This is a genomic window from Bombella intestini (genome assembly GCF_002003665.1).
Lineage (GTDB): Bacteria > Pseudomonadota > Alphaproteobacteria > Acetobacterales > Acetobacteraceae > Bombella > Bombella intestini.
Genome location: NZ_JATM01000004.1, coordinates 125,529 through 148,258, shown reverse-complemented (window position 1 = coordinate 148,258; position 22,730 = coordinate 125,529). Strand labels below are relative to the sequence as shown.

Genomic DNA, 22,730 nt, shown 5'->3' with positions numbered 1-22,730 from the left:
TATGTGATACGCGGTGCATTGTGGAGTTTGGCTGCGTATCGAGACTGGAAAGGCTTGTTATGATTGTTCCTGTTGTTCTCTCTGGTGGGGCCGGGACACGGCTTTGGCCGGTATCCCGCAAGAGCTATCCTAAGCAGTTCTGTGCGCTGCTGGGCAAGGACACGCCTTTTCAGGAAACCGTACAGCGTACGAAAACGCTAGGGCTGGAGGCGGAACCCATTGTCGTGGGGAACCGTGAGCATCGCTTCATCATGGCCGAACAGCTCCGGCAGGTGGGGGTAGAGGCTGCTAGCATCATTCTTGAGCCCGTTGCCCGTAACTCGGCGGCGGCCATGGCGGCGGCGGCTTTCTGGCAGGCTCGGTATGATGAGGAGGCCATCCTTTGGTTCATGCCAGCTGATGCAGCCATTGAGAACCATGCCGCTCTAAAGGAGGCTTTGGATCAGGCTTGTGAGGCTGCCCGTCAGGACTATATCGTCACTTTCGGTATCCGGCCGACCCGGGCGGAAACAGGCTATGGCTATATCCAGCAGGGCCATCTTTTGGAGGGGCAGGAAAACGCCTATCACATTGCCCGCTTTTTGGAGAAACCAGATGCCGAACGGGCAGCGCAGTTTGTGCAGGATGGTCAGCATCTTTGGAATTCTGGCATGTTTGTGGCCCGTGCCCGGGTTTTTCTTGAAGAACTGAAGAAATATGAACCCACCATCCATGAGGCTGTGTCCCGGGCTGTCCAAAAAACGGATTGCGACCTCGGCTTTGTGCAGCTGGATGGAGATGCTTTTTCTCGGGCACCGTCCATTTCGGTAGATTATGCCGTGGCAGAGCGCACAGATCGTGCGGCTGTCGTGCCGTCCGGTTTCTCTTGGATGGACGTTGGTAGCTGGGATGCCGTCTGGGAGCTGACACCGAAGGATGAGAACGGCAATGCCGTGCGGGGCAATGTGTTTTTGGACCGTGCCCGGAACTGTTACGTCAATTCCGATGGTGTTGTAGCGACCGTAACGGGTGTGGATGACCTCATTATTATCGTGACAGGTGATGCCGTCATGGTATCGCATCGGGAGCAGGCGCAAGATATCCGGCATATGGTCGCCCGCCTTCGTGACGAAGGACGCCCGGAGGCAGAGCAGCATGTCCGTATGTATCGCCCTTGGGGGTTCTATGAGAGCCTTATTCGAGGCGACCGCTTTCAGGTGAAGCGGATTCATGTCAGCCCCGGTGAGAAACTGTCTCTTCAGAAGCATTTTCACCGTGCAGAACATTGGGTTGTTGTGGCAGGCACAGCCCTTGTGACACGGGATGATGAGGAGATTACAGTTCGGGAGAATGAGAGCGTTTATCTGCCGTTGGGCTGTGTTCACAGGCTGGAGAATCCGGGGCGTATTCCTGTGACATTGATCGAGGTACAGTCCGGCCCTTATCTGGGCGAGGATGATATCGTCCGTTTGGATGACGTTTATAAACGCTGATTGCTGCTTCTGTACGAGGATGAGACTGCCCGTTACTAGCAGAGCGGGCAGTTCTCCGATAAAATAGCCTCGTCATTGAACATGCCTCCTTAAAAGGCGGTCATTTTCTTTCCGATATGCTTATTGTTAACAAAATGGTAGCAGGTTTGTTGTCCGGAGCCGGGGAGGTCGGGTAAAGGGGTCCCAGGCAGGATTGATGCATAAGGAGGCATGATGAAGGTTGCAGTAACAGGTGGGTGCGGTTTCATAGGCTCTGCGGTTGTCCGGCACCTCATGAACAGGACCGACCATCAGGTTCTTAACATAGACTGCATGACCTACGCCGCCTCGGAGGAGACGTTGGCTGCTGTGGCGTCCGATCCACGGTATCGTCATGCCTGTATTTCGATTAATGATCAGGCTGCGGTAGAAGAAGCTCTGGAAGAGTTTCAGCCGGATGCCATTATGCACTTGGCTGCTGAAAGCCATGTGGATCGCTCCATTGATGGCCCGGATGCGTTTATCCAGACCAACATTGTGGGGACATATTGTCTGCTGGATGTCGCCCGCCGGTACTGGCTGGGGCTAGAGGGAGACAAGAAGGCAGGATTCCGCTTCCTTCATATTTCGACCGATGAAGTGTTCGGGCATCTTTCTCCAGAAGATCCCCCTTTCACTGAAGAAACGGCGTATGATCCTCGTAGCCCGTATTCCGCCAGTAAGGCCGCTTCTGACCATCTAGTGCGGGCTTGGTACCATACTTATGGCTTCCCGGCGTTTGTGACGAACACGACCAACAATTATGGGCCGTGGCATTTCCCGGAAAAGCTGATCCCCCTCATGATTATCAACGCGTTGGAAGGGAAGCCGTTGCCTGTTTACGGCAAGGGTGAAAATCTGCGGGATTGGTTGTTTGTGGAAGATCATGCAGCCGCTCTTGTTCGGGCTGTTGAATGTGGCAAGCCGGGTGAGACCTACGCTATTGGGGCGAGACAGCCACGGAGCAACCTCGAGGTTGTCCGTAAGATATGCTCTCTGCTGGATGAACTGGAGCCGGATTCTGCTGGCCCACGGGAGCGTTTGATCACATTCGTCAGTGATCGGCCGGGGCATGATTTCCGGTATGAGATTGACCCCAGCCATGCCGAGCGTAGCCTCGACTGGCGGGCAGAACATGATTTTGAGACCGGTCTGCGTAAGACTGTTCAGTGGTATCTGGAAAACCGGTCATGGTGGCAGAACCTTCGTAACCAGCGTTACGATGGCCGTAGATTGGGAGTTAAGGCATGACAGGCACCTCAAAGGAAACCCCCGCTGTGCCGCTGACAAAAGGTATCCTCCTTTCTGGTGGGTCGGGAACGCGCCTGCATCCGATGACATTGGCAGTTTCTAAACAGCTTCTGCCTGTCTACGATAAGCCGATGATCTATTACCCCCTGACCACGCTGATTCTGGCAGGTATCCGGGATATCATGATCATCACCACGCCGGATGATAAGCCACAGTTCGAGCGTCTGCTGGGGAATGGTGAGCAGTTTGGCGTTACCTTCACTTATCGTGTCCAGCCCAAGCCGGAAGGGATCGCACAGGCCTTTCACATTGCTGAGGACTGGATCGATGGTTCACCTTGTGCTCTGATTCTGGGTGATAACCTCATCTTTGCAGACGAGCTGGAGCATATGCTGCGGAGTGCTGCAAAACGGCCTTACGGGGCGACAGTCTTTGCCTATCAGGTGCGTGACCCGGAACGTTACGGCGTTATCTCTTTTGATGAGAAGGGGCGTGCGCTGGATATTGTTGAAAAACCGCAAGTCCCTCCTTCTCAGTGGGCGGTAACTGGTCTGTATTTCTACGATGGCCGGGTGTGTGAATTTGCCCGCAAGGTACGCCCTAGCGCACGTGGTGAGCTGGAGATTACAGACCTGAACCGCATATATCTTGAGGAAGGCACGTTGGAGGTGGACCGGCTGGCCCGTGGCTGTGCATGGCTGGATGCTGGTACGTCCGATAGTTTGATGCAGGCAGGTACCTTTGTACATGCCATTCAGTCCCGTCAGGGGCTGCTGGTCGGTTCGCCGACAGAAGCAGCGTATCGCATGGGCTTTATTTCCCATGAGAAGCTGATGGAGACGGGCAATAAGATGAAAAAGACCCCATTGGGGCAGATGCTGTTGCATGTGGCAGCGGAAAATAGCCCGGACAAGGTGTGAGTGAAGGCGGCCCTTGATGCTCCAGACCCCGCCGGGGTTTAGGGGCCGGGTTGTAGAACGAGTAGAGACGAGGAGATGACGAGATGAAGGTTGAGGCACTGTCCCTGCCCGGTATCGTGAAGGTAACACCAGCCCGTTTTGGGGATAATCGCGGTTTTTTCTCCGAGACGTACAATCAGAAGAGTATGGCTGAAGCCGGAATCCCGGAGACCTTCGTGCAAGATAACCAGAGCCTGTCCCGTCAGAAGGGGGTTGTGCGTGGTCTGCACTGTCAGCTTGCTCCCCACGGGCAGGGTAAGCTGGTGCGGGTGACACGGGGAGCCATCTGGGATGTAGCGGTGGATGCACGGACAGGCTCACCGACCTACGGGCAGTGGGTTGGTGTCGAGCTTTCGGCAGAAAACTGGTCTCAGCTCTGGTTGCCGGTTGGCTTTCTGCATGGCTTCGTCACGCTAGAGGAAAATACCGAGGTGCAGTACAAATGCACTGGTTTTTATGACAAAGCCTCCGAGCGTTCCGTACGCTGGGATTGCAGCCAGATCGGAATTGACTGGCCAGTTGCCCCGGGTGAGGCTGTCCTCTCGGAAAAGGACCTGGAAGCGCCATCCTTTGATGCCGCTAAGGGCTGGTTTGAGTATAAGTAATCCCCATCCGGGATATGTGTTTTCTGGTATGAAAGGGCCTTCATTGTGACGAAGCCTTCCATTCTTGTGATTGGCCGAACAGGCCAGCTTGCAACATCCCTGAAAGAGCAGGGAGGGGATCGTGTTGTGGCTGTCGGTCGGCCAGAGGCGGATTTTCAGGCACCGGAAACACTGGCTGCGGTTATTGATGCCCATCAGCCGGAGTTCATCGTCAATGCTGCCGCATGGACAGCCGTTGATCTAGCAGAGACAGAGCAGGAAGGGGCACGGCAGGGTAATCACACAGGCCCCGCCCGTCTGGCAGAAGAAGCTGCCCGCCGAGGGATTCCGTTCCTGCATGTCTCTACGGACTATGTTTTTGATGGCAAAAAGGGTGCCCCTTATTTGGAGAGTGACCCGGTCAATCCCGTTACGGTCTACGGGCGGACCAAGGCCGAGGGTGAAGCTGCGGTATTGAAGGCGCAGCCGCAGAGCATCATCTTGCGGACAGCATGGGTCTATTCGCCTCATGGTAAGAACTTTGTGAAAACCATGCTGAATGTAGGGGCTAAGAATCCTCGCTTGCGTGTGGTGGGGGACCAGCAGGGTAACCCAACTTCATCTGATGATCTGGCAACGGTGATTCTGGGTATTATTGAGCACATCAAGCAGACTGGGTGGCAGGATTCTTATGCGGGGATCTACCATGCCACGGGTAGCGGCGAGACGACATGGCACGGGCTTGCATACCATGTCTTGGAGGAAGCCGCTCGTCATGGTCAGTCCATGCCAGAGATAGAGGCTATTGCAACGGCGGATTGGCCAACACCGGCCGCTCGCCCGGCGGATTCTCGTCTGGATAATAGCAAGCTGGAGCGCGTGTTCGGGCAGAAAATGCCTGACTGGCGTGAGAGTGCGTCCCGGACAGTTAGGATTCTGATGAAGCCAGAAGGCTGATTTTAGTTTCTTTGTTCGTGATATGGAAAAGGCCGCTCCTAGAATGGAGCGGCCTTTTTTGTGACGAATGTGTGATGACGGAGTTATCAGCCCGACCGTTTGCGGGATAAAAGACGCCATACGGACCAGAGCAACCCGCTCCCGATGAGCGTTGCCGCACTGTAGGTTGGCACGGGGCGGCGGCGGAAACTGTGCTTTGCCAGCATTTGGGCAAAGGAGATCATGACGCCTGAATCCAGCTTGCTTTCACCGTGGGCTCTGTCCCGGAAGGCCATAGGAACTTCCTTGACCCGCAAAGGCTTGGATCGAGCGATCATGATATCCAGCAGAATCTTAAAGCCTTTCCCGTCTAGCAGGGCGGCACGATCGGTGAAGACGGAACGCTTGATAGCGAAAAAGCCGCTCATGGGGTCTGTCAGCGGGACGTTAAGCAGCTGGCGTGCCGCCCAGATGCCACTGTTGGACAGGAAACGGCGCCAACCGTTGGATAGTCCTTCATTGCTGCCTCCGGCGACATGGCGGCTTGCCACGGCGATATCGGCTTGATCATCCCGCAGGGCGGCAATCATTGCATGGAGGCAGCTTTCATCATGTTGGAGGTCTCCATCCATGACAGCAATTAAAGGAGCCGAGACGCTCAGTGCTCCTTCTATCACGGCAGAAGATAGCCCTCGCCGCCCAATGCGTAGCAGGCCCCGTACATAGGGTTTCTGCTGGGCCAGCTGGCGCACAGCTTCCATCGTGCCATCAGGAGAATTGTCATCCACGAAGACAACTTCCCACGCCATGCCGCTTAGAACAGTTTCTAGAGCATTCACGAGTGGGGCGACGTTTTTAACCTCATTATAGCATGGGATGATGATGCTGATCTCAGGGGCGGTCATAATAAGTTCCATGTGAGGGGGGCTACACTACATAAAGTGGATGATAGATGAGCACAAGGTAATGGTTCCCTTTATGGGAGAGATTATGTCATTTTGTTAATAAATGAATAAACAATCATTTCAATGTAGAAATTACTTTATATTATCGTAATGGAGTAAATAAGAAGAAGCGTCAGCGGGTATTCTGGCTCATACGCCGATAGATGAACACTTGTTCATCTGTTCTTTCAGCTTCAGCGATGGCTTCATCAATTAGGTGACGATGGGGAGAAAGTGAGCAGACAGGGTCCGTCTGGGAGGCATCACCCAACAGGGCCAAAGCCTGACAGCGGCACCCGCCCCAGTCAATCTCCTTGCGGGCGCAAGAGGCGCAGGGTTCTGGCATCCAGTCCGTTCCCCGGAAAAGGGTGAAGGCCCGGGAGTGGTACCAGATATGGCCCAGTGAATGATCCCGGACATTATCGAATGTCAGGGAGGGGATGGTTTCTGCCGCATGACAGGGTAGGACATGACCGGAGGGTGAGATGTTGAGGAAACGTTGCCCCCAGCCGCCCATACAGGGTTTAGGGCGTTCGGCATAATAATCCGGTGTGACGTAATCAATCGCCAGCCCGCCTTTTGTTTCTTCGGCGGCAACATAGCGGGAGGCTTCTTCAAGTTGTGTGCGGGAGGGCAGCAGAGCAGCACGGTTTTTCAATGCCCAGCCATAATATTGAGTATGGGCCATTTCGACACGTTGGGCATCTAGCTGACGGGCCAGAGCAAACATGGCGGGCATGCGGGATATATTGGCTTTTTGCAGAACGAAGTTCAGCGTTAGGGGAATCCCGGCCTGCGTGATGAGGCGGGCTGCTTCCAGTTTGCGGGGCTGAACCTGCGGAAAATCGCTCAGCCGGTCTGCTTCGGGTCCGTCCGTGTCCTGAAAAGAGAGCTGCACATGGTCCAACCCACTTTCATCCAGACGTTTCATGGTCTGGGGTGTGATGAGAACACCGGAGGTGATCAGGTTGGTGTAAAGATTCAGCTTATGCGCATGGGAGATGAGGGTGTAGAGGTCCGGCCGGGCCATAGGCTCCCCGCCGGAGAAATGGACTTGTAGAATGCCCAGTTCAGCGGCTTCCTCCAAGACACGCAGCCAATCTTCCGTGCTGAGTTCCTGCGCTTTGCGTTCCAGCTCGACAGGGTTGGAACAATAGGGACAGGAGAGCGGGCAGCGGTGGGTCAGCTCGGCCAGCAGGCTCATGGGGGCGGGGATGGTGTGCTCTGCCCTGCCAGCCTTATTGCTATGCGAGGTCTCGCTCATAACCGAATAATCCTCTTTTTTGTGAGGTCGGAAAGCAGGGCGAGAACATCGGTGGCAATCTGGTCTCTGGGGGCTTCGTAGCGTTCAGCCAGCCGGTTGATGACCACCCCAAGGCGGGTCTGGCCATCAAGCTCCTGAAGAATAGCAACGGCAATGGGGTCTGCCAGCAGGGCACGTTCTGGGGCCTGAATCACCCATTGTTCCCGCACTTTGTCATGCTGGAGGCGGTAACCCCGGCTGAAACCGGGGCAGTCATCTTCAGTCAGCATCGTGTGTGGTGCATGGGTGGTCATGAGAACCTTGCTGGCAGAGGGGAGGATCAGGGTGTTTCAGGGACAAAAGCACCCGGCGGAATATGGCCTTCTACATAGGCATGGTCCAGAGCATCAAGCAGTTGCCAGAGAATGGCGCATTTGAACTCCAGCGCACCGAGGACTTCCTGTTGCTGCTCTGGCGTGCGGGCGTGTTCTTTGACGTAATTTAGCGCAAAGGTGGAGTCCTGCGGGGCTTGTGTCAGGCGGGGTTTGAAATAGGCCAGCGTATCTTCAGAGATGTAGGGATAGTTGCGGAGCATCCCTTCCATACGCTCCCCGATGATGGTCGGTGAGAAGAGTTCTGTCAGAGAGGAGGCAATGGCTGCCAGAATGGAGCGGTCCCGCACGAAGGCCACATAAGCATCCACGGCGAAGAGCGTGGCAGGCAGCAGGCCCTTCAGGCTTGTTACATACTCATCATCAAGGCCCAGCCCGTTGGTCAGTTTCAGCCAGCGGGCAATACCGCCAGAGCTGTCTGCTGTGCCGTCATGGTCCTCAATCCGGCGGCGCCATTCCCGGCGCAGTTCGGTCGTGGGCAGGCGAGCGAGCAGCGTAGCATCTTTGCGGGGAATCTGGGCCTGATAGTAATAACGGTTTAGTGCCCATGCCTGTAGCTGGCCTTTGGTCAGTTTGCCTTCATACATGGCTTTATGGAGCGGGTGCTGGCGATGATAGCGTTCCGCTCCGATGGCCCGTAGGCGGGCTTCCAACTCGTCAGGGGAAAGAAGAGTATTCATGACGGTACCTCAGCTTTGATTCTCATCCCATCCTCGCCGATGACCCAGCCTGCCTGTTCGGCTGCCTGACGCTGGGGGCTATCTTCCAGAAGGACCGGATTGGAATTATTGATGTGGACGAAGAATTTCCTCGGCTTTGTACAGGCAGCAAACTGTTGGAGCGGGCCGTCTTCCTCATTGATGGAGACATGGCCCATACGGTGCCCACTTTTGGGGCTGAGGCCCGTGCGGATCATTTCATCATCTTGCCAGAGGGTGCCGTCAAAAAAGAGTAGGTCGGCCCGACTGACACGGTCCTTCAGGGCCTGTGTGATCTTGGCACAACCGGGGATGAAGAGCATGGTTTTTTGCCCATCGGAGATGGATAGACCAAGCGTATCATCGGGCTTTGTCCCTTCGGCCTCGGCATAGAGGGGGGCTTTACCGGGGACTGTGAAAGCCTCCAGAACAAGTCCGGATGGTGTTCCATTTTTGAGGAGCAACGGCACCGCTACCCCTTCGGTAAGGGCGATACGGGGGATGATGCTGCGATCCAGAGCTTCAAAGATGGGGTTGCGGTCCAGCTGTGCCAGTGTGGAGGCACTGCCCATCAGGGTGAAGGGTTCCCGCTCCCGTAGGGTCAGCAGCCCGGTGATGGCATCAATCTCCGCACCAGCAAGGATAACACCTTGAATCGGTGTTCCACGAGCAGAGCCATTGTGCTGAAGGGCTGGCGTGGAAAGAACCTGTTGGCGTAGGTCTGGCGAAGCGTTGAGCAGAAACCAATGCACGCCGTCCCCACTTACAGCGAGGGACGCTTGTGTGCGGGGCTTGGCTTGTTTGCCTTCTCTAGCCTGAAGGCAGCCCGGTGCGGCGGAGTTCCATTGTGGGAAACCGCCGCCAGCACCGGCCCCTAGAATAATGACATCAAGCACGACAGAGGCACCCTCTCTCCAGCGGTGTGGTGGCTGGCTGTGTCCGTGTTACGTGCCCGTAAAGGGGCTTGCCTCGCAGATCAGCCCGGTGTGGAAACAGGGAGGCGTGGCAGTTCTGCCCATACCTCCCTGTTACGCATATGTCCGTACGGAGATTATTTCTTCTCGCCGCAGACATAGGAGTTGATTTCGCCGCCCAGAGGGATCTCGGTTACTTTCGGTGTATTCCATGCCATGATGGTACTCCTTGTTTTTAGGTCAGTGCATGTCTGCACAATGGCAGGCCACCCGATGAAGCGTAGGCCTGCCAAGGCAGGATAAAGCAGAATCTGTCGAAAATGCCAGAAGAAACGTAAGCCCCTTTCAGGGGAAGGAGGCAGCCAGCCTATACGCTAGGGTGTTAGTGGCAGACTGCTGGCAACAGACGTGTTTTTCTGGCAGGAACAGGGCAATAAAGGCGGGACGTGTCCGTCTGACACGGCAGAACAGAGCAGCAGTTGGGGAAGCAGTATGGTTGAGCAGTCACGGCGGGGTGTGTGTCTGGTAATTTCGGCGCCATCAGGGGCGGGGAAATCCACGATAGCGCAGGCTCTACGCAAAGCAGACCCGACCATTTTCACCTCTGTTTCTGTCACGACCCGTAGCCCCCGCCCCGGCGAGGAAGAGGGCGTGCATTATCACTTTCGTGATCTAGAGACCTTCCGCCGCATGGCGGCAGAGGGTGAGCTGCTGGAATGGGCAGAGGTGTTCGGCCGTGGCTATGGGACGCCCCGTGCACCGCTGGAGGAAGCTCTGGCCGCTGGGCGTGATGTGATTCTAGATATTGATTGGCAGGGCTACCGTTTGATGCGCACGGCCATGCCGGAGGATGTGGTCGGGCTGTTCGTCCTGCCTCCCTCTTTGGAGGAGTTGGAGTCTCGCTTGCGGGGGCGTAACTCGGATAGTGACGAGGAAATTGCTTTCCGCATGAAAGCCGCATTGAGTGAGATTTCACACTGGCCGGAGTTTGATTATGTTCTGGTTAATGATGATCTGAATAAGGCCGTTGAGGAAGCAAGGTCCGTGTTGGTGGGCAGTCGTTTGGCCCGTGCCCGCCGCCGGGATGTTGCTGCCCTCTGGCCAGTAGCAGGTTGAGGGCGGCTCTGATAAGCTACCCCCGTACGTTGAAGCAGGAGCTTACTGATGACTGACATGCAGGCCAAGACGCCGCTTATTCTGGCCCTTCCTAAGGGGCGGATCCTCAAGGCTTTAGGTCCTGTCCTGCATCATACGGGGTTTAAGCCGGCGCAGGACTGTCTGGATGAGAGCAGCCGCCGCCTCCGTTTCCCTACCTCCAGCCCGGGGCTGGATGTCGTGCGGGTGCGTTCTTTCGATGTAGCGACATTCGTGGCTTATGGCGGTGCGGATATTGGTGTCTGCGGGGCTGATGTCTTGCTGGAGTTCGATTATCCCGACCTTTATGCGCCGCTGGACCTAGGGATTGGCGGGTGTCGCATTGCGGTAGCCCGTCCGAAGGGTAGCGGGGATGAGGAACCGCCAGAGGGGCGGTCTCGCCTGCGGGTGGCTACCAAATATCCGGCCATTGCCCGCCGGCATTTTGCCTCCCGGGCGATTAATGCCGAGATCGTGCATTTGCATGGAGCGATGGAATTAGCCCCCGCATTGGATATGGCCGATGTGATTGTGGACCTTGTGGATACAGGCTCTACCCTGCGGGCCAATGGGTTGGAGGAAGTGGAAACGATCGCCCACGTTACCAGCCGTTTGATTGTAAATCGTATTGCCTTGAAAACCCGCCCGGAAGAGGTTGGCAGCCTGATTGAGCGGTTCCGCTCCGCTGTAGCCCAGTCTGTCCAAAAGGGGGAGACCGCCTGATGAAACGCTTGAACACGACATCACCCCAGTTTGCAGCCGAGCTGAAAGCTGTTCTAGCCCGCCGGGGTGAGCAGAGTGGCTCTGTGGCTGAACCAGTGCGGGCGATTCTGGCAGATGTGCAGAAACGTGGCGATGCAGCCCTCTGCGACTATACGGAGCGGTTCGACCGGTTGACGCTCACACCGGCCCAGCTGCGTATCAGCGAGGCAGAAATCAAGGAAACGGCGGACCATGTCGCACCGGAAACAAAAGAGGCACTGGCACTGGCAGCAAAGCGCATCCGGGCGTTCCATGAGGCCCAACTGCCTAAAGATCTCGATTATACAGATGAAGCCGGTCTGAGACTGGGTATGCGCTGGACGGCTCTGGATGCTGCTGGTCTGTATGTGCCCGGTGGTAAGGCTGCTTACCCGTCTTCAGTGTTGATGAACGCCCTTCCGGCTCGTGTGGCTGGGGTCAGGCGTCTGGCCATGTGTGTGCCGACACCGGATGGTGTGTTGAATCCGCTGGTCATGGAGGCTGCCCGCCTTTGTGGTGTGACGGAGATTTATCGCATCGGTGGGGCGCAGGCTGTAGGGGCTCTGGCCTATGGGACACCGACCATTGCCCCGGTGGATCGTATTGTCGGGCCGGGTAATGCCTTTGTAGCGGAGGCCAAACGGCAGGTGTTCGGCCATGTGGGGATCGACAGCATCGCTGGACCGTCCGAGGTTGTGGTGGTGGCTGATGGGAATAATGATCCCCGCCTTGTGGCGATTGATCTGTTGGCACAGGCAGAGCATGACGAGCAGGCCCAGTCTGTGTTGATCACGCAGGATGAAGCCTTTGCCGATAAGGTTGTCGCCGCTGTGGAGGAAGAGCTGAAGACGCTCCCACGCGCAAAGATTGCCCGTAAAAGCTGGGAAGATTGCGGTGCGGTCGTGATTGTCCGCTCCGAGGATGAGGCTGCCGAGGTGGTGAATGAGTTTGCCCCGGAGCATCTTGAGGTTCTGCTGGATGACCCAAGGGCGTTTAGCCTGAAGGTCCGTCATGCCGGGGCGATCTTTATGGGGCGGTTCTGCCCGGAGGCTGTCGGTGATTATGTGGGTGGCCCCAATCACGTTCTGCCGACCAGCCGTACGGCCCGTTTTGCCTCCGGCTTGTCAGTTTATGACTTCTTGAAACGGACCACCTCTATCGAGACGGATAGGGAAGGTTTGGAAAAAGTCGGTCCTGCCGGTGTGATCCTCGCCCGGGAAGAGGGGCTGGATGCCCACGCCATGAGCTTGTCAGAACGGTTGAAAAAGGGCTGATCTGCCAAAAAGAAGGGCCGCCTCCATTACGGTGAAGCGGCCCTTTCTCGTTCAGAAGAAAACTCCCGGTGGAGTGATCAATTCCGCAGGAACTCTAGCATCATTGCGTTGAAGTTTGTGGGGTCTTCAACATGGAGCCAGTGGCCGGTATTGGGAATGGTCTTGATGTCTGCCTTGGGGAAGTACCCACGGATGACATCATGATGCTGCGGCTTGATGTAGGGTGAATTCCCACCTCGGATGAACAGGGCAGGGCCGTCCCACGTTTTGCCATCAAAAGCATCGGGCCATGCCTGAATGACAGGGAAGCTGGCCACAATATCCGTAACGCCGATATTCCATTTGGCCGGGTCACCGGGGGTGATGTGCTGGGCAATCAGTTCCCCAACGGAAGGGTCTTCCGTCAGATCATGCAGGAATTTGCGGATCTCAGCATGGCTGTTCAGCGTAGGGAGTGGCGTGTGATAGAGCTGCTGGGCCAGGTCGTGCTGCCCGTGGATCATGATGTCCGGGGCGATATCAGCCACCAACAGCTTCCGGAAACGATCCGGGGCTGTCAGGACGGTGGCCATAGCCGTTTTCCCACCCATGGAGTGCCCTACAATATAGGCATCCTGAATCCCTAGAGCATCCATGCTTTCTAGGACATCCTTGGCCATTTCCGGATAGGAGATAGGCGCATGGGGGCTATCACCATGGCAGCGCAGGTCGAACGCAACCGTGTTGAAATAGGGGCTTAAGGCCCTCTGGAGGATGCCAAGATTGCGAGCACGCCCGAAGACGCCATGAAGCATGACAACTGTTGGTGCGTTGTCCACACCTGTTTCGTTGCGGACAATGGAAGCGAGCTGCATGACTGTAACTCTCTAACGGACTGAAAAACAGGAAGAAGCGCCGCTTATAGAGTTATTCTGGATAAAATCAATCCTATATTCCCTATTAGAGCGATTACACATACTTCATCTCTGGTGGGTTTTTAGACATCAGCCCACTTGGGTAATGGCGTTGGATAGGCTCTGGACGAATGAACCTTTTTGGGGTCACGGTGTAGTGGATGTCATGACAAACCATACGAGGCTCCCAATGGTACGGAAAACGCAGCACCCTGAAACACTGGCCCTTCATGCAGGTTGGCGGGCAGACCCGGTGACGGGGTCGGTCGTGCCGCCCATTCATCAGACAACATCCTATCAGTTCGAGAGCAGCCAACAGGCGGCGGACCGTTTTGCGCTGAAGGATGTGGGGATGATCTATTCTCGCCTGACAAATCCGACTGTGGATGTGTTCGAGCAGCGTATGGCAGCTCTGGAAGGTGGAGCGGCCTCCGTTGCTGTGGCATCTGGTCAGGCAGCTGCAACTGTGGCTGTGCAGACCCTAGCGGAGGCAGGGGACAATATTGTTAGCGGGACAGACCTGTACGGTGGAACATGGAATCTGTTCGCCCATACATTAAAGAATATGGGCATAGAGGTACGTTTTGTGGACCCCGCCGACCCATCTGCTTTCGAGGCGGCTAGTGATGAGCGGACACGGGCTTGGTACTTGGAAACGTTGCCTAACCCCAAGCTGATCGTGCCGCCCATGGCGGCCATTGCCAAGGCAGGGCGCACGCTGGGGATTCCACTGATTGTTGATAATACTGCTGCTCCGCTTTTAGCTCGGCCTCTGGAGCAGGGGGCAGCCATTACGGTCTATTCTGCTACAAAATATATTGGCGGGCATGGGACATCAATCGGCGGGTTGATTATTGACGGCGGCCAGTTCGACTGGGCGCAAACACCCTCCCGACACCCGCTGCTGACACAGCCAGACCCGAGTTATCATGGTGCTGTTTGGACAGAGGCCGCCCGCCCGTTGGGGCCGGTGGCTTATGCGCTGCGGGCCAGAGCTGTGCTGTTGCGAGACGGCGGGGCGGCTCTGTCACCTTTTAATGCCTTTCAGCTCATTCAAGGTGTGGAGACACTCCCCCTGCGTATGCCTCGCCATTGTGAGAATGCTTTGAAGGTGGCTCAGTTTTTGAAGAGCCGTAGCGATGTGGCCCGTGTGATCTACCCAGCCTTGCAGGAGGGAGAAACTCGCCAGCGAGCAGAGGTTGTTTTAAAGGGCGGTTTCGGAGGGCTTGTTGGCTTCGAGCTGCCCGGTGGCCGGGATGCCGGACAGCGTTTCATTGATGCGTTGGAGCTGTTCTATCATGTGGCCAATATTGGGGATGCGCGTAGTTTGGCCATTCACCCAGCCTCCACTACACATGCTCAGCTGAGCGAGGCCGAGCAGAAGGCGGCAGGTGTATCGCCGGGTTATGTCCGTTTGTCCATCGGGCTGGAACATCCCGAGGATATTCTGGCCGATTTGGCACAAGCGTTGGATCGTGCTGTTGGGTGATGAGCGTTTTCGGTCGGGCCCTCTTGGCAAGACTTTCTTTACGGCGCAGTGTGGCGTTTAGCCTATTCGATGAAGTGATGAACAGGAAAGGAAGATCATCATGTCCACACCAGAAAGCCGCCTTGCTGAACTGAATATTGAACTGCCTGTCGCCGCGGCCCCTGTGGCGAACTATCTGCCTGTCGTGCGGACAGGGAACCTGTTGGTCGTGTCCGGCCAGTTGCCGCTGGTGGATGGTAAGCTTCTGATTACCGGCAAATTGGGAGCGGAAGTTTCCAATCAGGCAGGGACAGCCTGTGCCCGGGCTTGTTTCATCAATATTCTGGCGCAGCTTAATACGGCCTTGGGTGGTGACCTTTCCCGTGTGCGTCGTGTTGTGCGTCTTGGGGGCTTTATGGCTTGCACGCCAGACTTTACCGACCATGCTGCCGTGATGAATGGTGCGTCCGATTTGGCAGCGGCTGTTTTTGCCGGTGAGGTTGGGCAGCATGCCCGTTCAACTGTTGGTGTTCCCAGCCTGCCGCTGAATGCCCCGGTCGAGGTTGAAGCGATGTTTGAAGTCGCCTGATCGACAGGTTGCAGAGACTGAGAACGGGCCGTTCGTCCCTATGGGGGTGAGCGGCCCGTATCATATTGGGGGGTTCTTTTTGGCGGGTTGCCTGTTATGGAGAAAGAACACCGCCAGAACCGTTCAGAGGCGGTGTAGCCATATTCTGTAAAAGGATGGATTAACGGATGAGTGATACAATTCCTGATCGTCTCTCGGTCTACCCGGATAGCCCGTATTTTAATGAAGAGATACTGAGCCGCGGCATTGGTGTGCGCTTCAAGGGGGAAGAGAAGACCAATGTTGAGGAATACTGCATCAGTGAAGGCTGGATCCGTGTTTCTGTTGGCCGGACGCTGGACCGCCGTGGTCGCCCTATGACGCTGAAGCTGAAAGGCCCGGTCGAGGTGTGGTTCAAGGATAAAGCTGACGCCTGATAGATGGCGTTAGGACACGCAGAAAAGGATGAAACCGTGAAAGAGGCAGACATCATGCCCTTAGGGGATGCCGGTCACGGTGCTGTTACAGTACCGGAGCGGGCAAGCTTCTGGTTTCGGCGTTTTCTGGCGTTTGTGGGGCCGGGGTACATGGTGGCCGTAGGCTATATGGACCCCGGCAACTGGGCGACTGACCTTCAAGGTGGGGCCCAGTTCGGTTATCGGCTGCTTTCGGTCATTCTGCTGGCCAACATTATGGCCGTTCTGCTTCAGGCGCTTGCTGCTCGGCTGGGGATCATCACGGGGAAAGACCTTGCGCAGGCATGCCGGGATTGGTTGCCACGGGGGTTGAGTCTGCCTCTCTGGCTGACTTGCGAGCTCGCCATCATCGCCTGTGATTTGGCCGAGGTCATTGGGACGGCGGTAGCTCTTAATTTGCTTTTTGGCATCTCCATCATGGCCGGAACGTTGATTTCCGTGCTGGATGTATTCATTGTCCTGCTACTCATGCGGCGGGGGATGCGGGCCTTGGAGGCCTTCGTCATTACCCTGCTGGGGATTATTGCTGTCTGCTTCGGCGTGCAGCTCGTGGCAGCGGCTCCGCCTGTTGGGGCGGTGTTGAAAGGCTTTCTGCCTTCATCAGTGGTCTTTACCAATCCGGCCATGCTCTATGTGGCTATTGGCATTATCGGGGCAACTGTCATGCCCCATAACCTCTATCTTCATTCGTCTTTGGTCAAAAGCCGCACCTATCCTCGCACGGATGAAGGACGGAAGGATGCGTTGCGCTGGGCGACATGGGATAGCACCTTGGCCCTGACGCTCGCTTTGTTCATCAATGCGGCCATCCTGATCGTGGCTGCCGCTGCTTTTCATGGCACGGGGCATCAGGATGTGGCGGAGATCAGCGATGCGTGGAAGTTGCTTTCTCCCGTGCTGGGGTTCGGGCTGGCTTCCACATTATTCGCTGTCGCACTGTTGGCGGCGGGTACCAATTCTACCGTGACGGGAACGCTGGCAGGACAGATCGTCATGGAAGGATTTTTGCACCTTCATATGCCCTATTGGGTGCGGCGTTTGCTGACCCGAGGGCTGGCGGTGCTGCCTGTTATTGTTGTCATTGCTATTTTTGGGCAGGGCAAGGTAGGGGACCTGCTGGTGTTTAGTCAGGTCGTGCTGTCCATGCAGCTTCCCTTTGCTATGATACCGTTGGTCTGGTTTGTTTCCAGGCGGAAGTATATGGGGCGGTTTCGTCTTTCTCCCGTATTGGTTGTGCTGTCCTGGTTGGTCGTGCTGGTAATCGTGGCCCTGAATATCAAATTGCTAGGTGATGCCCTCTTCTGACAGATGTCAGCAGGGGGTGCATTTCGGTGGTAGATAATGGAAGCTGCGGTCGAACCATGTCAGCCCGTGGCCAGCCCCGTCTTTCACCGTAATGGTGTGAACACGGCAGATTAGAACATCATGTGTGCCGATGCTGTGTGTGTCGTCTATCGTACAATCGAGCGTGGCAAGGGCGTCTTCCAGCAGTGGGGAGCCGAGAGGGCCGTTCTTCCATGTGCCATGGGAGAAGCGGTCTGCGGATGTCATTTGACTGTTAGCGAAGGCAAAAGCGAGCGTGTCATGGCCCTTCCCCAGAATGCTGATTCCCAGCTGGCCATTTTTTAAAAATGCCTGATGAGATTGGTTGCTGCGGTTCAGGCAGACCAGAACGGTCGGCGGGGTGTCCGTCACACTGGTGATGGCAGAGACGGTCAGGCCATGCGGGCCAGCCGGGCCATCGGTCGTAACAAGAACGACAGGGGAGCCAAGGCGGCTCATGGCGTTGCGGAAGACAGCCTGCATGGTGGAGACCTTCTGGCAGTGATGAAACAGGACCAATGAAGGACGAATAATGGACTTATTGCGGCATGGATGCAAATGCCATTCTGGAAGGTCTGACCAGATGGCAGACCGCCCCTGCGGAGAGGCAGGGGCGGTCCAGAAACCGGGTGTTATCCGGGTGTATTAGTAGGTCAGTGTTAGAGAAGACTGGTAGTAGGTGGCATCATGAGCACCAACCTGATGCATGGCATGGGAGGTGAGGAAGCGAACGACATGGTGGTCCCATGTCAGATGCGGGCCGAGGCGTAGGCTGGCGGACATCTGCGGGGCAATGCCAACAAAGGAGCTATGGTTGTAGGCGTTGAACATGCCGGTGCTGAACTGACGCTGGAAGATGTTACGGCCATAGATGGAGTAGGTGTCATCCCCCGTGTTGTAACGCCAGTAGATAGGCAGCTTCAGCTGGAAGGTCAGATAATTGGTAGGGGTAAAGCTTGCCTTGGGGGCAAAGTCGATCAGGTTCTGCCCGGTCAGGTAGTTGGTCGGGTCCAGATAGTTGGTGTTCACACCGAAGGGCTCGATATAGGTGTTCACACTACCAGTCGTTCCACGGGCACCACCGCCGGAATAGGCATCACCCTGCACACCGATGGTCGGGTGCCACATGACATGACGGAAGTGGTAATCCACTGTGCCATTCATGGACCATGCATTCACGTTGCGGTTCATTTTGTTGTAGTGGTTGGCCTGGTTATAGGACTGATAGAACGTACCCTGTTGGTAGGCCCCACCAAGGGAGAAGCTGATCGGCCCTGCTTCACCATGCCACCGCAGGCCGAAATTGTTACGCTTGGTATGGCCGAGGGCAGAGGCATTATACATCACGGTCTGCTGTGCAGGCCCGCCGTTGATTTCATACCCGTAATAGAACAGGTTGATGAAGGAATAGCCTTTCTCGCCAAGGAAGTTGAAATCCGGCGGGGCGATAGTAACATTGGCCCCGTAGAGCTTCGTCTTGTAATCCAGCGTGTCGTGGAAGAGGGAGTTACCACCACGGAAGCTGTTTGGATGGTTGTTCTTCGTGTTGATGAAATAGAAGCCATCAAAACGGACACGGTTCCAGTGTTCGTAGATGCGGAAACCATCCCAGCTGAGTGGGACGTTCAGTACATCGCGGTTTCCGAGCATGTAATCGGGCGCATCAAGGAACTGCTGGCGACCGAAGATGAAACCGCCATGCCCACCTACAGCATTGCCGCTAAATTCCACAAATGCTTGTTGCAGGTCCAAATTCTTGCGGAACGTACCATCGTAGCTGTATCCACGCCAGCCGCCCGCATCGGCATTGATGAGCTGGCCGAAGAAGCGCACATGTTTCCCGAGGTGCAGGTCTGCACTCCAGAGGTTACGGACAGCAAAACGGCCTGAATTAAAGGGGCGTGCCTTCATGGAGGATGTGGGGTCGATGGCGGCACCGAAGACAGGCCGTCTATCATACCAGTTGTTGAGGCGAGTTTCCCCGGCGAGGCTGAGCCAGATGGAGCCGCTGTCATTCAGCTTCATATGTTTGTAGGAGTCAAAAGGGTCGCCACTATCACAGACGCCTTTTTTGGGCTCGCTAATGCTGTCCATACCAGCGGGTGTCCCATACTGGGAGATGGGGCCAAAACCTGTTTCGCTGCCGTCACCTCGTGCCCAAACACCGTAAGGATTGGGGGCAGCCTGTTTACCATCATCCTTGGGGCAGCCGCCGGGGGCTGTATGCATGATGCGGTCCAGAATACTGCGTTGTTGGGTCGTATTGAGCGTGGAGACCGTTCCGGATGCTGTGTCTGCATGGGCGGCGGAAATGCCAAAGCCCGTTGCAAGGAGGGTGGAACACAGAATGGTCCGGGAGAAAAAGGAGTACTTCATGGTCTTCTTTCACAGCTCGTTTGTGAAGTGGTGAGCCGAGAAGACGGGAAAAAAGCTGTCTCAACATTGATTTAAGGCAAGAATGTGCAAAAGACTCTCACAGAATAAACCTTTTACAATGATATAAAAAACCTGTCAGAGGGAGAAAATGGCTGGAATGTGAAAGGTCTTTTGGCTGAAAATTATATTTAAAAAACAGTATGTTATGAAACATAAAATGTAAAACAAGGAAGATAAAAAAAGGGGGTAGGGGTGTATTTTACTACAAAATCATTTAATCGGTTTTTCCTTTCTCTGTGATTTTAGTATAGGGTAACCTTGACTTTCATCACGGGATGGTGAGTGCCCTACCCCCGATCCGTAGAGAAGGGGGCAGGGCCGAATCGGTCTTACGACCTGTCTGCTTCGGGGCGATCAGTGCTTCTTATCCGTTTTATGGGGGAGCAGAGCCGGGATGAAGAGCAGGGTACAGACCAGCGTACAGCCGAGAGAAAGCAGCAGCAGCCGCCCCATACTGGCTGTTCCCGGATGGGCGGAGGCAGCCAATGAACCAAAGGCAGAGCCTGTTGTCAGGGCAGAGAAGAGAACGGCCCTAGCGGTAGGGGATGAAAGCTGCTCCTTAAGGCCTACCCGCCAGTTCATGACAAAATAGATGTTGAAGGACACACCAACACCCAGCAGCAGCGGCAAGGCAATGATATTGGCGTAATTGAGCTGCTCCGGCACGGTGATGACCAGAATGACTGTCAGAAGTGAGGAGAGTAGCAGCGGCAGCAGGACAAGCAGCGTATCCAGAAAGCGGCGCAGTGTAACGAGAAGAATCAGCGCAATGGCCACGATGGCACACAGGGCCGCTGTAATGAAGGCGTGTGTGATGGTCTGCGCACTGGCGATGATTTCCAGTGCTGGGCCGCAGATGTCCGGCGTTACGCTTTCCAGCTCCTGCACGAAATGATGCAGTGTTTTTGTTTCAGACATCCGGCCGTTGGGGTGGATGACCAGACGGTAAGCCCCCGTGGAGGCGATATAATCGCTTTGGATATCTGCTGGGATTGTCTCCAGTGTGATGGGGGTTGGGGATAGCAAGAGTGTCTTTAGCTGGGTTAGCTCTGTAGGCAGGAAGCGGGTCAGGGCTTCGTTTGTGGCCAGCAAGGTTGCATCTGGCGCTGTAGAAAGGCGCGTTAGGGCGTCATGCAGGGCTTTGAGTGACGGGGAGAGCTTAGCATCCAGCCCATCAAAGTCATGTGCTGCTTTGAGAGCCGCCGCGCGTAGGTCTGCCGCCGAAGGAGTTGGGGCCGGGTGGGGAACCGAGAGTGTCGGCAGTAGAATATCGGCAGCTTCATGGATCAGCTGTAGTTTTGTCTGCTGATCATCTGGGACTAATGCCCCGAGCCAGAGAACATCATGCACGCTGTCCAGTTTGCTAAGAGCTTTTGCCGTTCGCTCCGCTGTTGCCGCATCGGGGACGAGCACCTGTGCATTATAGGGTGTCGTGAGGGGGTTTTCCTCAAGCAGGGTAAGGGCTTTCATTCCCTCCGTATTGGGGTTCTTAGTATGGAGGGGATCAGCATCAAATGTGAGGGACGGTGTCAGGCAGATACCGATGATACCTAGTACGGCAAAAATGGCTAACACAGGCAGGCGGAAACGGCGCAGAGCATGGTCCACCGGTTTGAGGAAGGTGAAGCCCCGTAGGCTATCGCCCGGTGTAGCTCGGAAGAGCCGCAACAGGGCGGGTAGGAGGGTTAGCGTGCAGAAGAAGGCAATTATCATTCCCCCACCAGCGATCAGCCCGAGTTGCGCTACGCCCACGAAGTTGGTGGGGGTAAAGGCGAGGAAACCCGCTGCTGTAGCCAAGGAGGCAACGAAGATCTGACTGCCGCTCTCTGTGCCTGTGCGGTCCAGTGCGGCGAGGGGGGAGAGCGGTGCGCCTGTTTCATCTTTCTGGCAGCGGAAGCGCACACCAAATTGAATGGCAAAGTCCACAGCGATGCCGACAAAGAGAATGGCAAAGGCCACGGAGATCATGTTGAGTGTGCCAACGGCCAGAGTGGCAAATCCAGTTGTCAGCAGCAGCCCTATGATGAGGGTGAGTAGAATAGGAAGGACGACACGCAGTGAGCGGACAGCCAGCAGCAGCCAAAGCGTGACAAGGGCGAAGGAGATGACAAGTCCGACGATCATGCCCTGTGCGACCGTGGAGAATTCTTCATCACTGAGCTTAGCTTCACCGGTGATGAGTGCATGGGCTCGGCCAGCTTTTATGGTGGGCAGGCTATCCAACGCCGTACGCATAGCCTCTGTAGCGGCTTCGGAAGGTTCAAAGGAGGTGAAGTCCGGCTTGGGGTGGGTGACGACAAACTGGTAATGCCCGCCCATTTCGCTCATTCCGCCTGCCAGTAGCTTCTCCCAAGAAAGAGGCGTGGCATGGCCGGCGAGGCCATCATTCAGAGTACTGGTTAGGCCATCAAGAGCGGTGTTGAAACTGGCAGGGATGGGCTGGTTACTGCGTATGGCCGTGGCCATGAGGGTGAACGTGCCAAATAGCCCACGGGCGGAAGGGTCCGCTGCGAGCATCCCAAGAAAGGGCTGGGCAGAGATGGTAGAGTCTAGCAGGGGTTCAAGCTGCTTTGTATCGACAAAGAGGAAGGCGTTCCGGCTATAGAAGGGATTGGCATCGGGCTGGTCTACCCGGTCAAAATGGAGTGTATCTTTTGCAAGGATAGCCGTAAGAGCATTGGCAGTCTCACGCCCTTCTTCCGGCGTAGATGCACTGATGATAGCGACAAGCGTGTTTTTTTCGCCGGGGAAGAGATTTTCTATCTGACGGTTCTTTTGCTTCCACGGTAGCGTATCGGCAAAGAGTTTGTCTGTCTCTGTAGTGATGCCCAGCTGGTTCAGGCTCAGCCACGCAGACCCTGCACAGAGCAATATGAAGAGAGATAGGACAAGGGCGACATGGCGTCCGCAAAAAGCGTTGAGGCGGCTTGTCAGAGTAGAAAGCATGTAGAAATCTGTCCCCTTTGTGTCCTTGCAGGCTCTGCATGGAATAAAAGGCCAGGGCCA

General features: G+C 55.8%; 22 protein-coding genes. 12 read left to right on the top strand and 10 right to left on the bottom strand.

Translation table 11 applies throughout. The features are described 5' to 3' along the window. Positions 1 to 59 precede the first annotated feature (59 nt). The 5 genes from AL01_RS07160 to rfbD all read left to right on the top strand — a co-directional run bounded on the left by AL01_RS07160 (position 60) and on the right by rfbD (position 5,241). A complete protein-coding gene (locus AL01_RS07160) occupies positions 60 to 1,472 on the top strand; it encodes a mannose-1-phosphate guanylyltransferase/mannose-6-phosphate isomerase (RefSeq protein ID WP_077396781.1) in 1,413 nt (470 codons plus the stop codon). A gap of 213 nt (positions 1,473 to 1,685) precedes the next feature. Then, positions 1,686 to 2,741 carry a dTDP-glucose 4,6-dehydratase gene (gene rfbB, locus AL01_RS07155; RefSeq protein ID WP_077396978.1) on the top strand — a complete coding sequence of 352 codons (1,056 nt, stop codon included), beginning with the start codon at positions 1,686 to 1,688 and terminating at the stop codon, positions 2,739 to 2,741. Continuing rightward, positions 2,738 to 3,661 (top strand): glucose-1-phosphate thymidylyltransferase RfbA, encoded by a 924-nt coding sequence (gene rfbA, locus AL01_RS07150; protein WP_077396780.1) that lies wholly within the window; start codon positions 2,738 to 2,740, stop codon positions 3,659 to 3,661. The genes rfbB and rfbA overlap by 4 nt, the downstream gene beginning before the upstream one ends. Positions 3,662 to 3,744: 83 nt before the next feature. Beyond that, positions 3,745 to 4,305: a dTDP-4-dehydrorhamnose 3,5-epimerase gene (rfbC, locus tag AL01_RS07145; RefSeq protein WP_077396779.1), complete on the top strand. Its 561-nt coding sequence runs from the start codon at positions 3,745 to 3,747 to the stop codon at positions 4,303 to 4,305. A gap of 42 nt (positions 4,306 to 4,347) precedes the next feature. After that, on the top strand, positions 4,348 to 5,241 hold the full coding sequence (gene rfbD, locus AL01_RS07140) for a dTDP-4-dehydrorhamnose reductase (protein ID WP_077396778.1): 894 nt from the start codon (positions 4,348 to 4,350) through the stop codon (positions 5,239 to 5,241). 86 nt (positions 5,242 to 5,327) lie between these two features. On the opposite strand, the gene AL01_RS07135 is transcribed toward rfbD, so the two are convergent. The 6 genes from AL01_RS07135 to pqqA form a co-directional block, all read right to left on the bottom strand. After that, positions 5,328 to 6,125 (bottom strand): polyprenol monophosphomannose synthase, encoded by a 798-nt coding sequence (locus AL01_RS07135; RefSeq protein WP_077396977.1) that lies wholly within the window; start codon positions 6,123 to 6,125, stop codon positions 5,328 to 5,330. A gap of 172 nt (positions 6,126 to 6,297) precedes the next feature. Then, positions 6,298 to 7,428: a pyrroloquinoline quinone biosynthesis protein PqqE gene (gene pqqE / locus AL01_RS07130; protein WP_077396777.1), complete on the bottom strand. Its 1,131-nt coding sequence runs from the start codon at positions 7,426 to 7,428 to the stop codon at positions 6,298 to 6,300. Then, complete coding sequence (pqqD, locus tag AL01_RS07125; protein ID WP_241502758.1) at positions 7,425 to 7,721, bottom strand: pyrroloquinoline quinone biosynthesis peptide chaperone PqqD; 297 nt, start codon at positions 7,719 to 7,721, stop codon at positions 7,425 to 7,427. Before pqqD ends, pqqE begins: the two co-directional genes overlap by 4 nt. A 26-nt stretch (positions 7,722 to 7,747) precedes the next feature. Next, positions 7,748 to 8,479, bottom strand: a complete 732-nt coding sequence (gene pqqC, locus AL01_RS07120; protein WP_077396776.1) for a pyrroloquinoline-quinone synthase PqqC — start codon at positions 8,477 to 8,479, stop codon at positions 7,748 to 7,750. Next, positions 8,476 to 9,393: a pyrroloquinoline quinone biosynthesis protein PqqB gene (pqqB, locus tag AL01_RS07115; protein WP_077396775.1), complete on the bottom strand. Its 918-nt coding sequence runs from the start codon at positions 9,391 to 9,393 to the stop codon at positions 8,476 to 8,478. Before pqqB ends, pqqC begins: the two co-directional genes overlap by 4 nt. A 155-nt stretch (positions 9,394 to 9,548) precedes the next feature. Further along, positions 9,549 to 9,629, bottom strand: a complete 81-nt coding sequence (pqqA, locus tag AL01_RS07110; RefSeq protein ID WP_043559425.1) for a pyrroloquinoline quinone precursor peptide PqqA — start codon at positions 9,627 to 9,629, stop codon at positions 9,549 to 9,551. A gap of 274 nt (positions 9,630 to 9,903) precedes the next feature. Here pqqA and gmk point away from each other — a divergent pair, with 274 nt between their 5' ends. The 3 genes from gmk to hisD are packed head-to-tail and all read left to right on the top strand — an operon-like array spanning position 9,904 to position 12,560. Beyond that, complete coding sequence (gene gmk / locus AL01_RS07105; protein ID WP_077396975.1) at positions 9,904 to 10,527, top strand: guanylate kinase; 624 nt, start codon at positions 9,904 to 9,906, stop codon at positions 10,525 to 10,527. Positions 10,528 to 10,575: 48 nt separating this feature from the next. After that, positions 10,576 to 11,268 (top strand): ATP phosphoribosyltransferase, encoded by a 693-nt coding sequence (hisG, locus tag AL01_RS07100; RefSeq protein WP_077396774.1) that lies wholly within the window; start codon positions 10,576 to 10,578, stop codon positions 11,266 to 11,268. Continuing rightward, on the top strand, positions 11,268 to 12,560 hold the full coding sequence (hisD, locus tag AL01_RS07095) for a histidinol dehydrogenase (protein ID WP_077396773.1): 1,293 nt from the start codon (positions 11,268 to 11,270) through the stop codon (positions 12,558 to 12,560). The genes hisG and hisD overlap by 1 nt, the downstream gene beginning before the upstream one ends. Before the next feature lie 77 nt (positions 12,561 to 12,637). Here hisD and AL01_RS07090 read toward each other — a convergent pair whose 3' ends face one another. After that, positions 12,638 to 13,414, bottom strand: a complete 777-nt coding sequence (locus AL01_RS07090; protein WP_077396772.1) for an alpha/beta fold hydrolase — start codon at positions 13,412 to 13,414, stop codon at positions 12,638 to 12,640. Between the two features lie 229 nt (positions 13,415 to 13,643). Between AL01_RS07090 and AL01_RS07085 the strand changes: the two genes are divergently transcribed. The 4 genes from AL01_RS07085 to AL01_RS07070 all read left to right on the top strand — a co-directional run bounded on the left by AL01_RS07085 (position 13,644) and on the right by AL01_RS07070 (position 17,270). After that, positions 13,644 to 14,942, top strand: coding sequence for an O-acetylhomoserine aminocarboxypropyltransferase/cysteine synthase family protein (locus AL01_RS07085; protein WP_077396771.1), 1,299 nt, complete (start codon positions 13,644 to 13,646; stop codon positions 14,940 to 14,942). Between the two features lie 97 nt (positions 14,943 to 15,039). Then, a complete protein-coding gene (locus AL01_RS07080; RefSeq protein ID WP_143280730.1) occupies positions 15,040 to 15,510 on the top strand; it encodes a RidA family protein in 471 nt (156 codons plus the stop codon). Between the two features lie 167 nt (positions 15,511 to 15,677). After that, positions 15,678 to 15,926, top strand: coding sequence for a DUF3297 family protein (locus AL01_RS07075; RefSeq protein WP_077396769.1), 249 nt, complete (start codon positions 15,678 to 15,680; stop codon positions 15,924 to 15,926). A 54-nt stretch (positions 15,927 to 15,980) separates the two neighbouring features. Then, entirely contained in the window at positions 15,981 to 17,270 is a 1,290-nt protein-coding gene (locus tag AL01_RS07070; protein ID WP_241502771.1) for an Nramp family divalent metal transporter, read from the top strand. 6 nt (positions 17,271 to 17,276) lie between these two features. Here the strand turns inward: AL01_RS07070 and AL01_RS07065 are convergent, their stop codons facing one another. The 3 genes from AL01_RS07065 to AL01_RS07055 all read right to left on the bottom strand — a co-directional run bounded on the left by AL01_RS07065 (position 17,277) and on the right by AL01_RS07055 (position 22,670). Continuing rightward, positions 17,277 to 17,771, bottom strand: a complete 495-nt coding sequence (locus AL01_RS07065) for a flavin reductase (RefSeq protein WP_077396767.1) — start codon at positions 17,769 to 17,771, stop codon at positions 17,277 to 17,279. A 162-nt stretch (positions 17,772 to 17,933) separates the two neighbouring features. After that, the gene (locus AL01_RS07060) at positions 17,934 to 19,664 is read right to left on the bottom strand and encodes an alginate export family protein (protein WP_077396766.1); all 1,731 of its coding nucleotides are present in this window, start codon (positions 19,662 to 19,664) and stop codon (positions 17,934 to 17,936) included. Positions 19,665 to 20,078: 414 nt separating this feature from the next. After that, positions 20,079 to 22,670, bottom strand: a complete 2,592-nt coding sequence (locus AL01_RS07055; RefSeq protein WP_077396765.1) for an MMPL family transporter — start codon at positions 22,668 to 22,670, stop codon at positions 20,079 to 20,081. Between the last annotated feature and the right edge of the window lie 60 nt (positions 22,671 to 22,730).

Bases quoted from the DNA above. Each gene is read 5' to 3' on its own strand.
- hisG (WP_077396774.1), top strand. From the start codon at position 10,576: ATGACTGACATGCAGGCCAAGACGCCGCTTATTCTGGCCCTTCCTAAG.
- AL01_RS07060 (WP_077396766.1), bottom strand. From the start codon at position 19,664: ATGAAGTACTCCTTTTTCTCCCGGACCATTCTGTGTTCCACCCTCCTT.
- AL01_RS07160 (WP_077396781.1), top strand. From the start codon at position 60: ATGATTGTTCCTGTTGTTCTCTCTGGTGGGGCCGGGACACGGCTTTGG.
- pqqA (WP_043559425.1), bottom strand. From the start codon at position 9,629: ATGGCATGGAATACACCGAAAGTAACCGAGATCCCTCTGGGCGGCGAA.
- AL01_RS07070 (WP_241502771.1), top strand. From the start codon at position 15,981: ATGCCCTTAGGGGATGCCGGTCACGGTGCTGTTACAGTACCGGAGCGG.
- AL01_RS07075 (WP_077396769.1), top strand. From the start codon at position 15,678: ATGAGTGATACAATTCCTGATCGTCTCTCGGTCTACCCGGATAGCCCG.
- gmk (WP_077396975.1), top strand. From the start codon at position 9,904: ATGGTTGAGCAGTCACGGCGGGGTGTGTGTCTGGTAATTTCGGCGCCA.
- rfbA (WP_077396780.1), top strand. From the start codon at position 2,738: ATGACAGGCACCTCAAAGGAAACCCCCGCTGTGCCGCTGACAAAAGGT.
- AL01_RS07065 (WP_077396767.1), bottom strand. From the start codon at position 17,771: ATGCAGGCTGTCTTCCGCAACGCCATGAGCCGCCTTGGCTCCCCTGTC.
- AL01_RS07090 (WP_077396772.1), bottom strand. From the start codon at position 13,414: ATGCAGCTCGCTTCCATTGTCCGCAACGAAACAGGTGTGGACAACGCA.
- hisD (WP_077396773.1), top strand. From the start codon at position 11,268: ATGAAACGCTTGAACACGACATCACCCCAGTTTGCAGCCGAGCTGAAA.
- pqqD (WP_241502758.1), bottom strand. From the start codon at position 7,721: ATGACCACCCATGCACCACACACGATGCTGACTGAAGATGACTGCCCC.
- pqqC (WP_077396776.1), bottom strand. From the start codon at position 8,479: ATGAATACTCTTCTTTCCCCTGACGAGTTGGAAGCCCGCCTACGGGCC.
- AL01_RS07055 (WP_077396765.1), bottom strand. From the start codon at position 22,670: ATGCTTTCTACTCTGACAAGCCGCCTCAACGCTTTTTGCGGACGCCAT.
- AL01_RS07135 (WP_077396977.1), bottom strand. From the start codon at position 6,125: ATGACCGCCCCTGAGATCAGCATCATCATCCCATGCTATAATGAGGTT.
- rfbC (WP_077396779.1), top strand. From the start codon at position 3,745: ATGAAGGTTGAGGCACTGTCCCTGCCCGGTATCGTGAAGGTAACACCA.
- pqqE (WP_077396777.1), bottom strand. From the start codon at position 7,428: ATGAGCGAGACCTCGCATAGCAATAAGGCTGGCAGGGCAGAGCACACC.
- AL01_RS07085 (WP_077396771.1), top strand. From the start codon at position 13,644: ATGGTACGGAAAACGCAGCACCCTGAAACACTGGCCCTTCATGCAGGT.
- rfbB (WP_077396978.1), top strand. From the start codon at position 1,686: ATGAAGGTTGCAGTAACAGGTGGGTGCGGTTTCATAGGCTCTGCGGTT.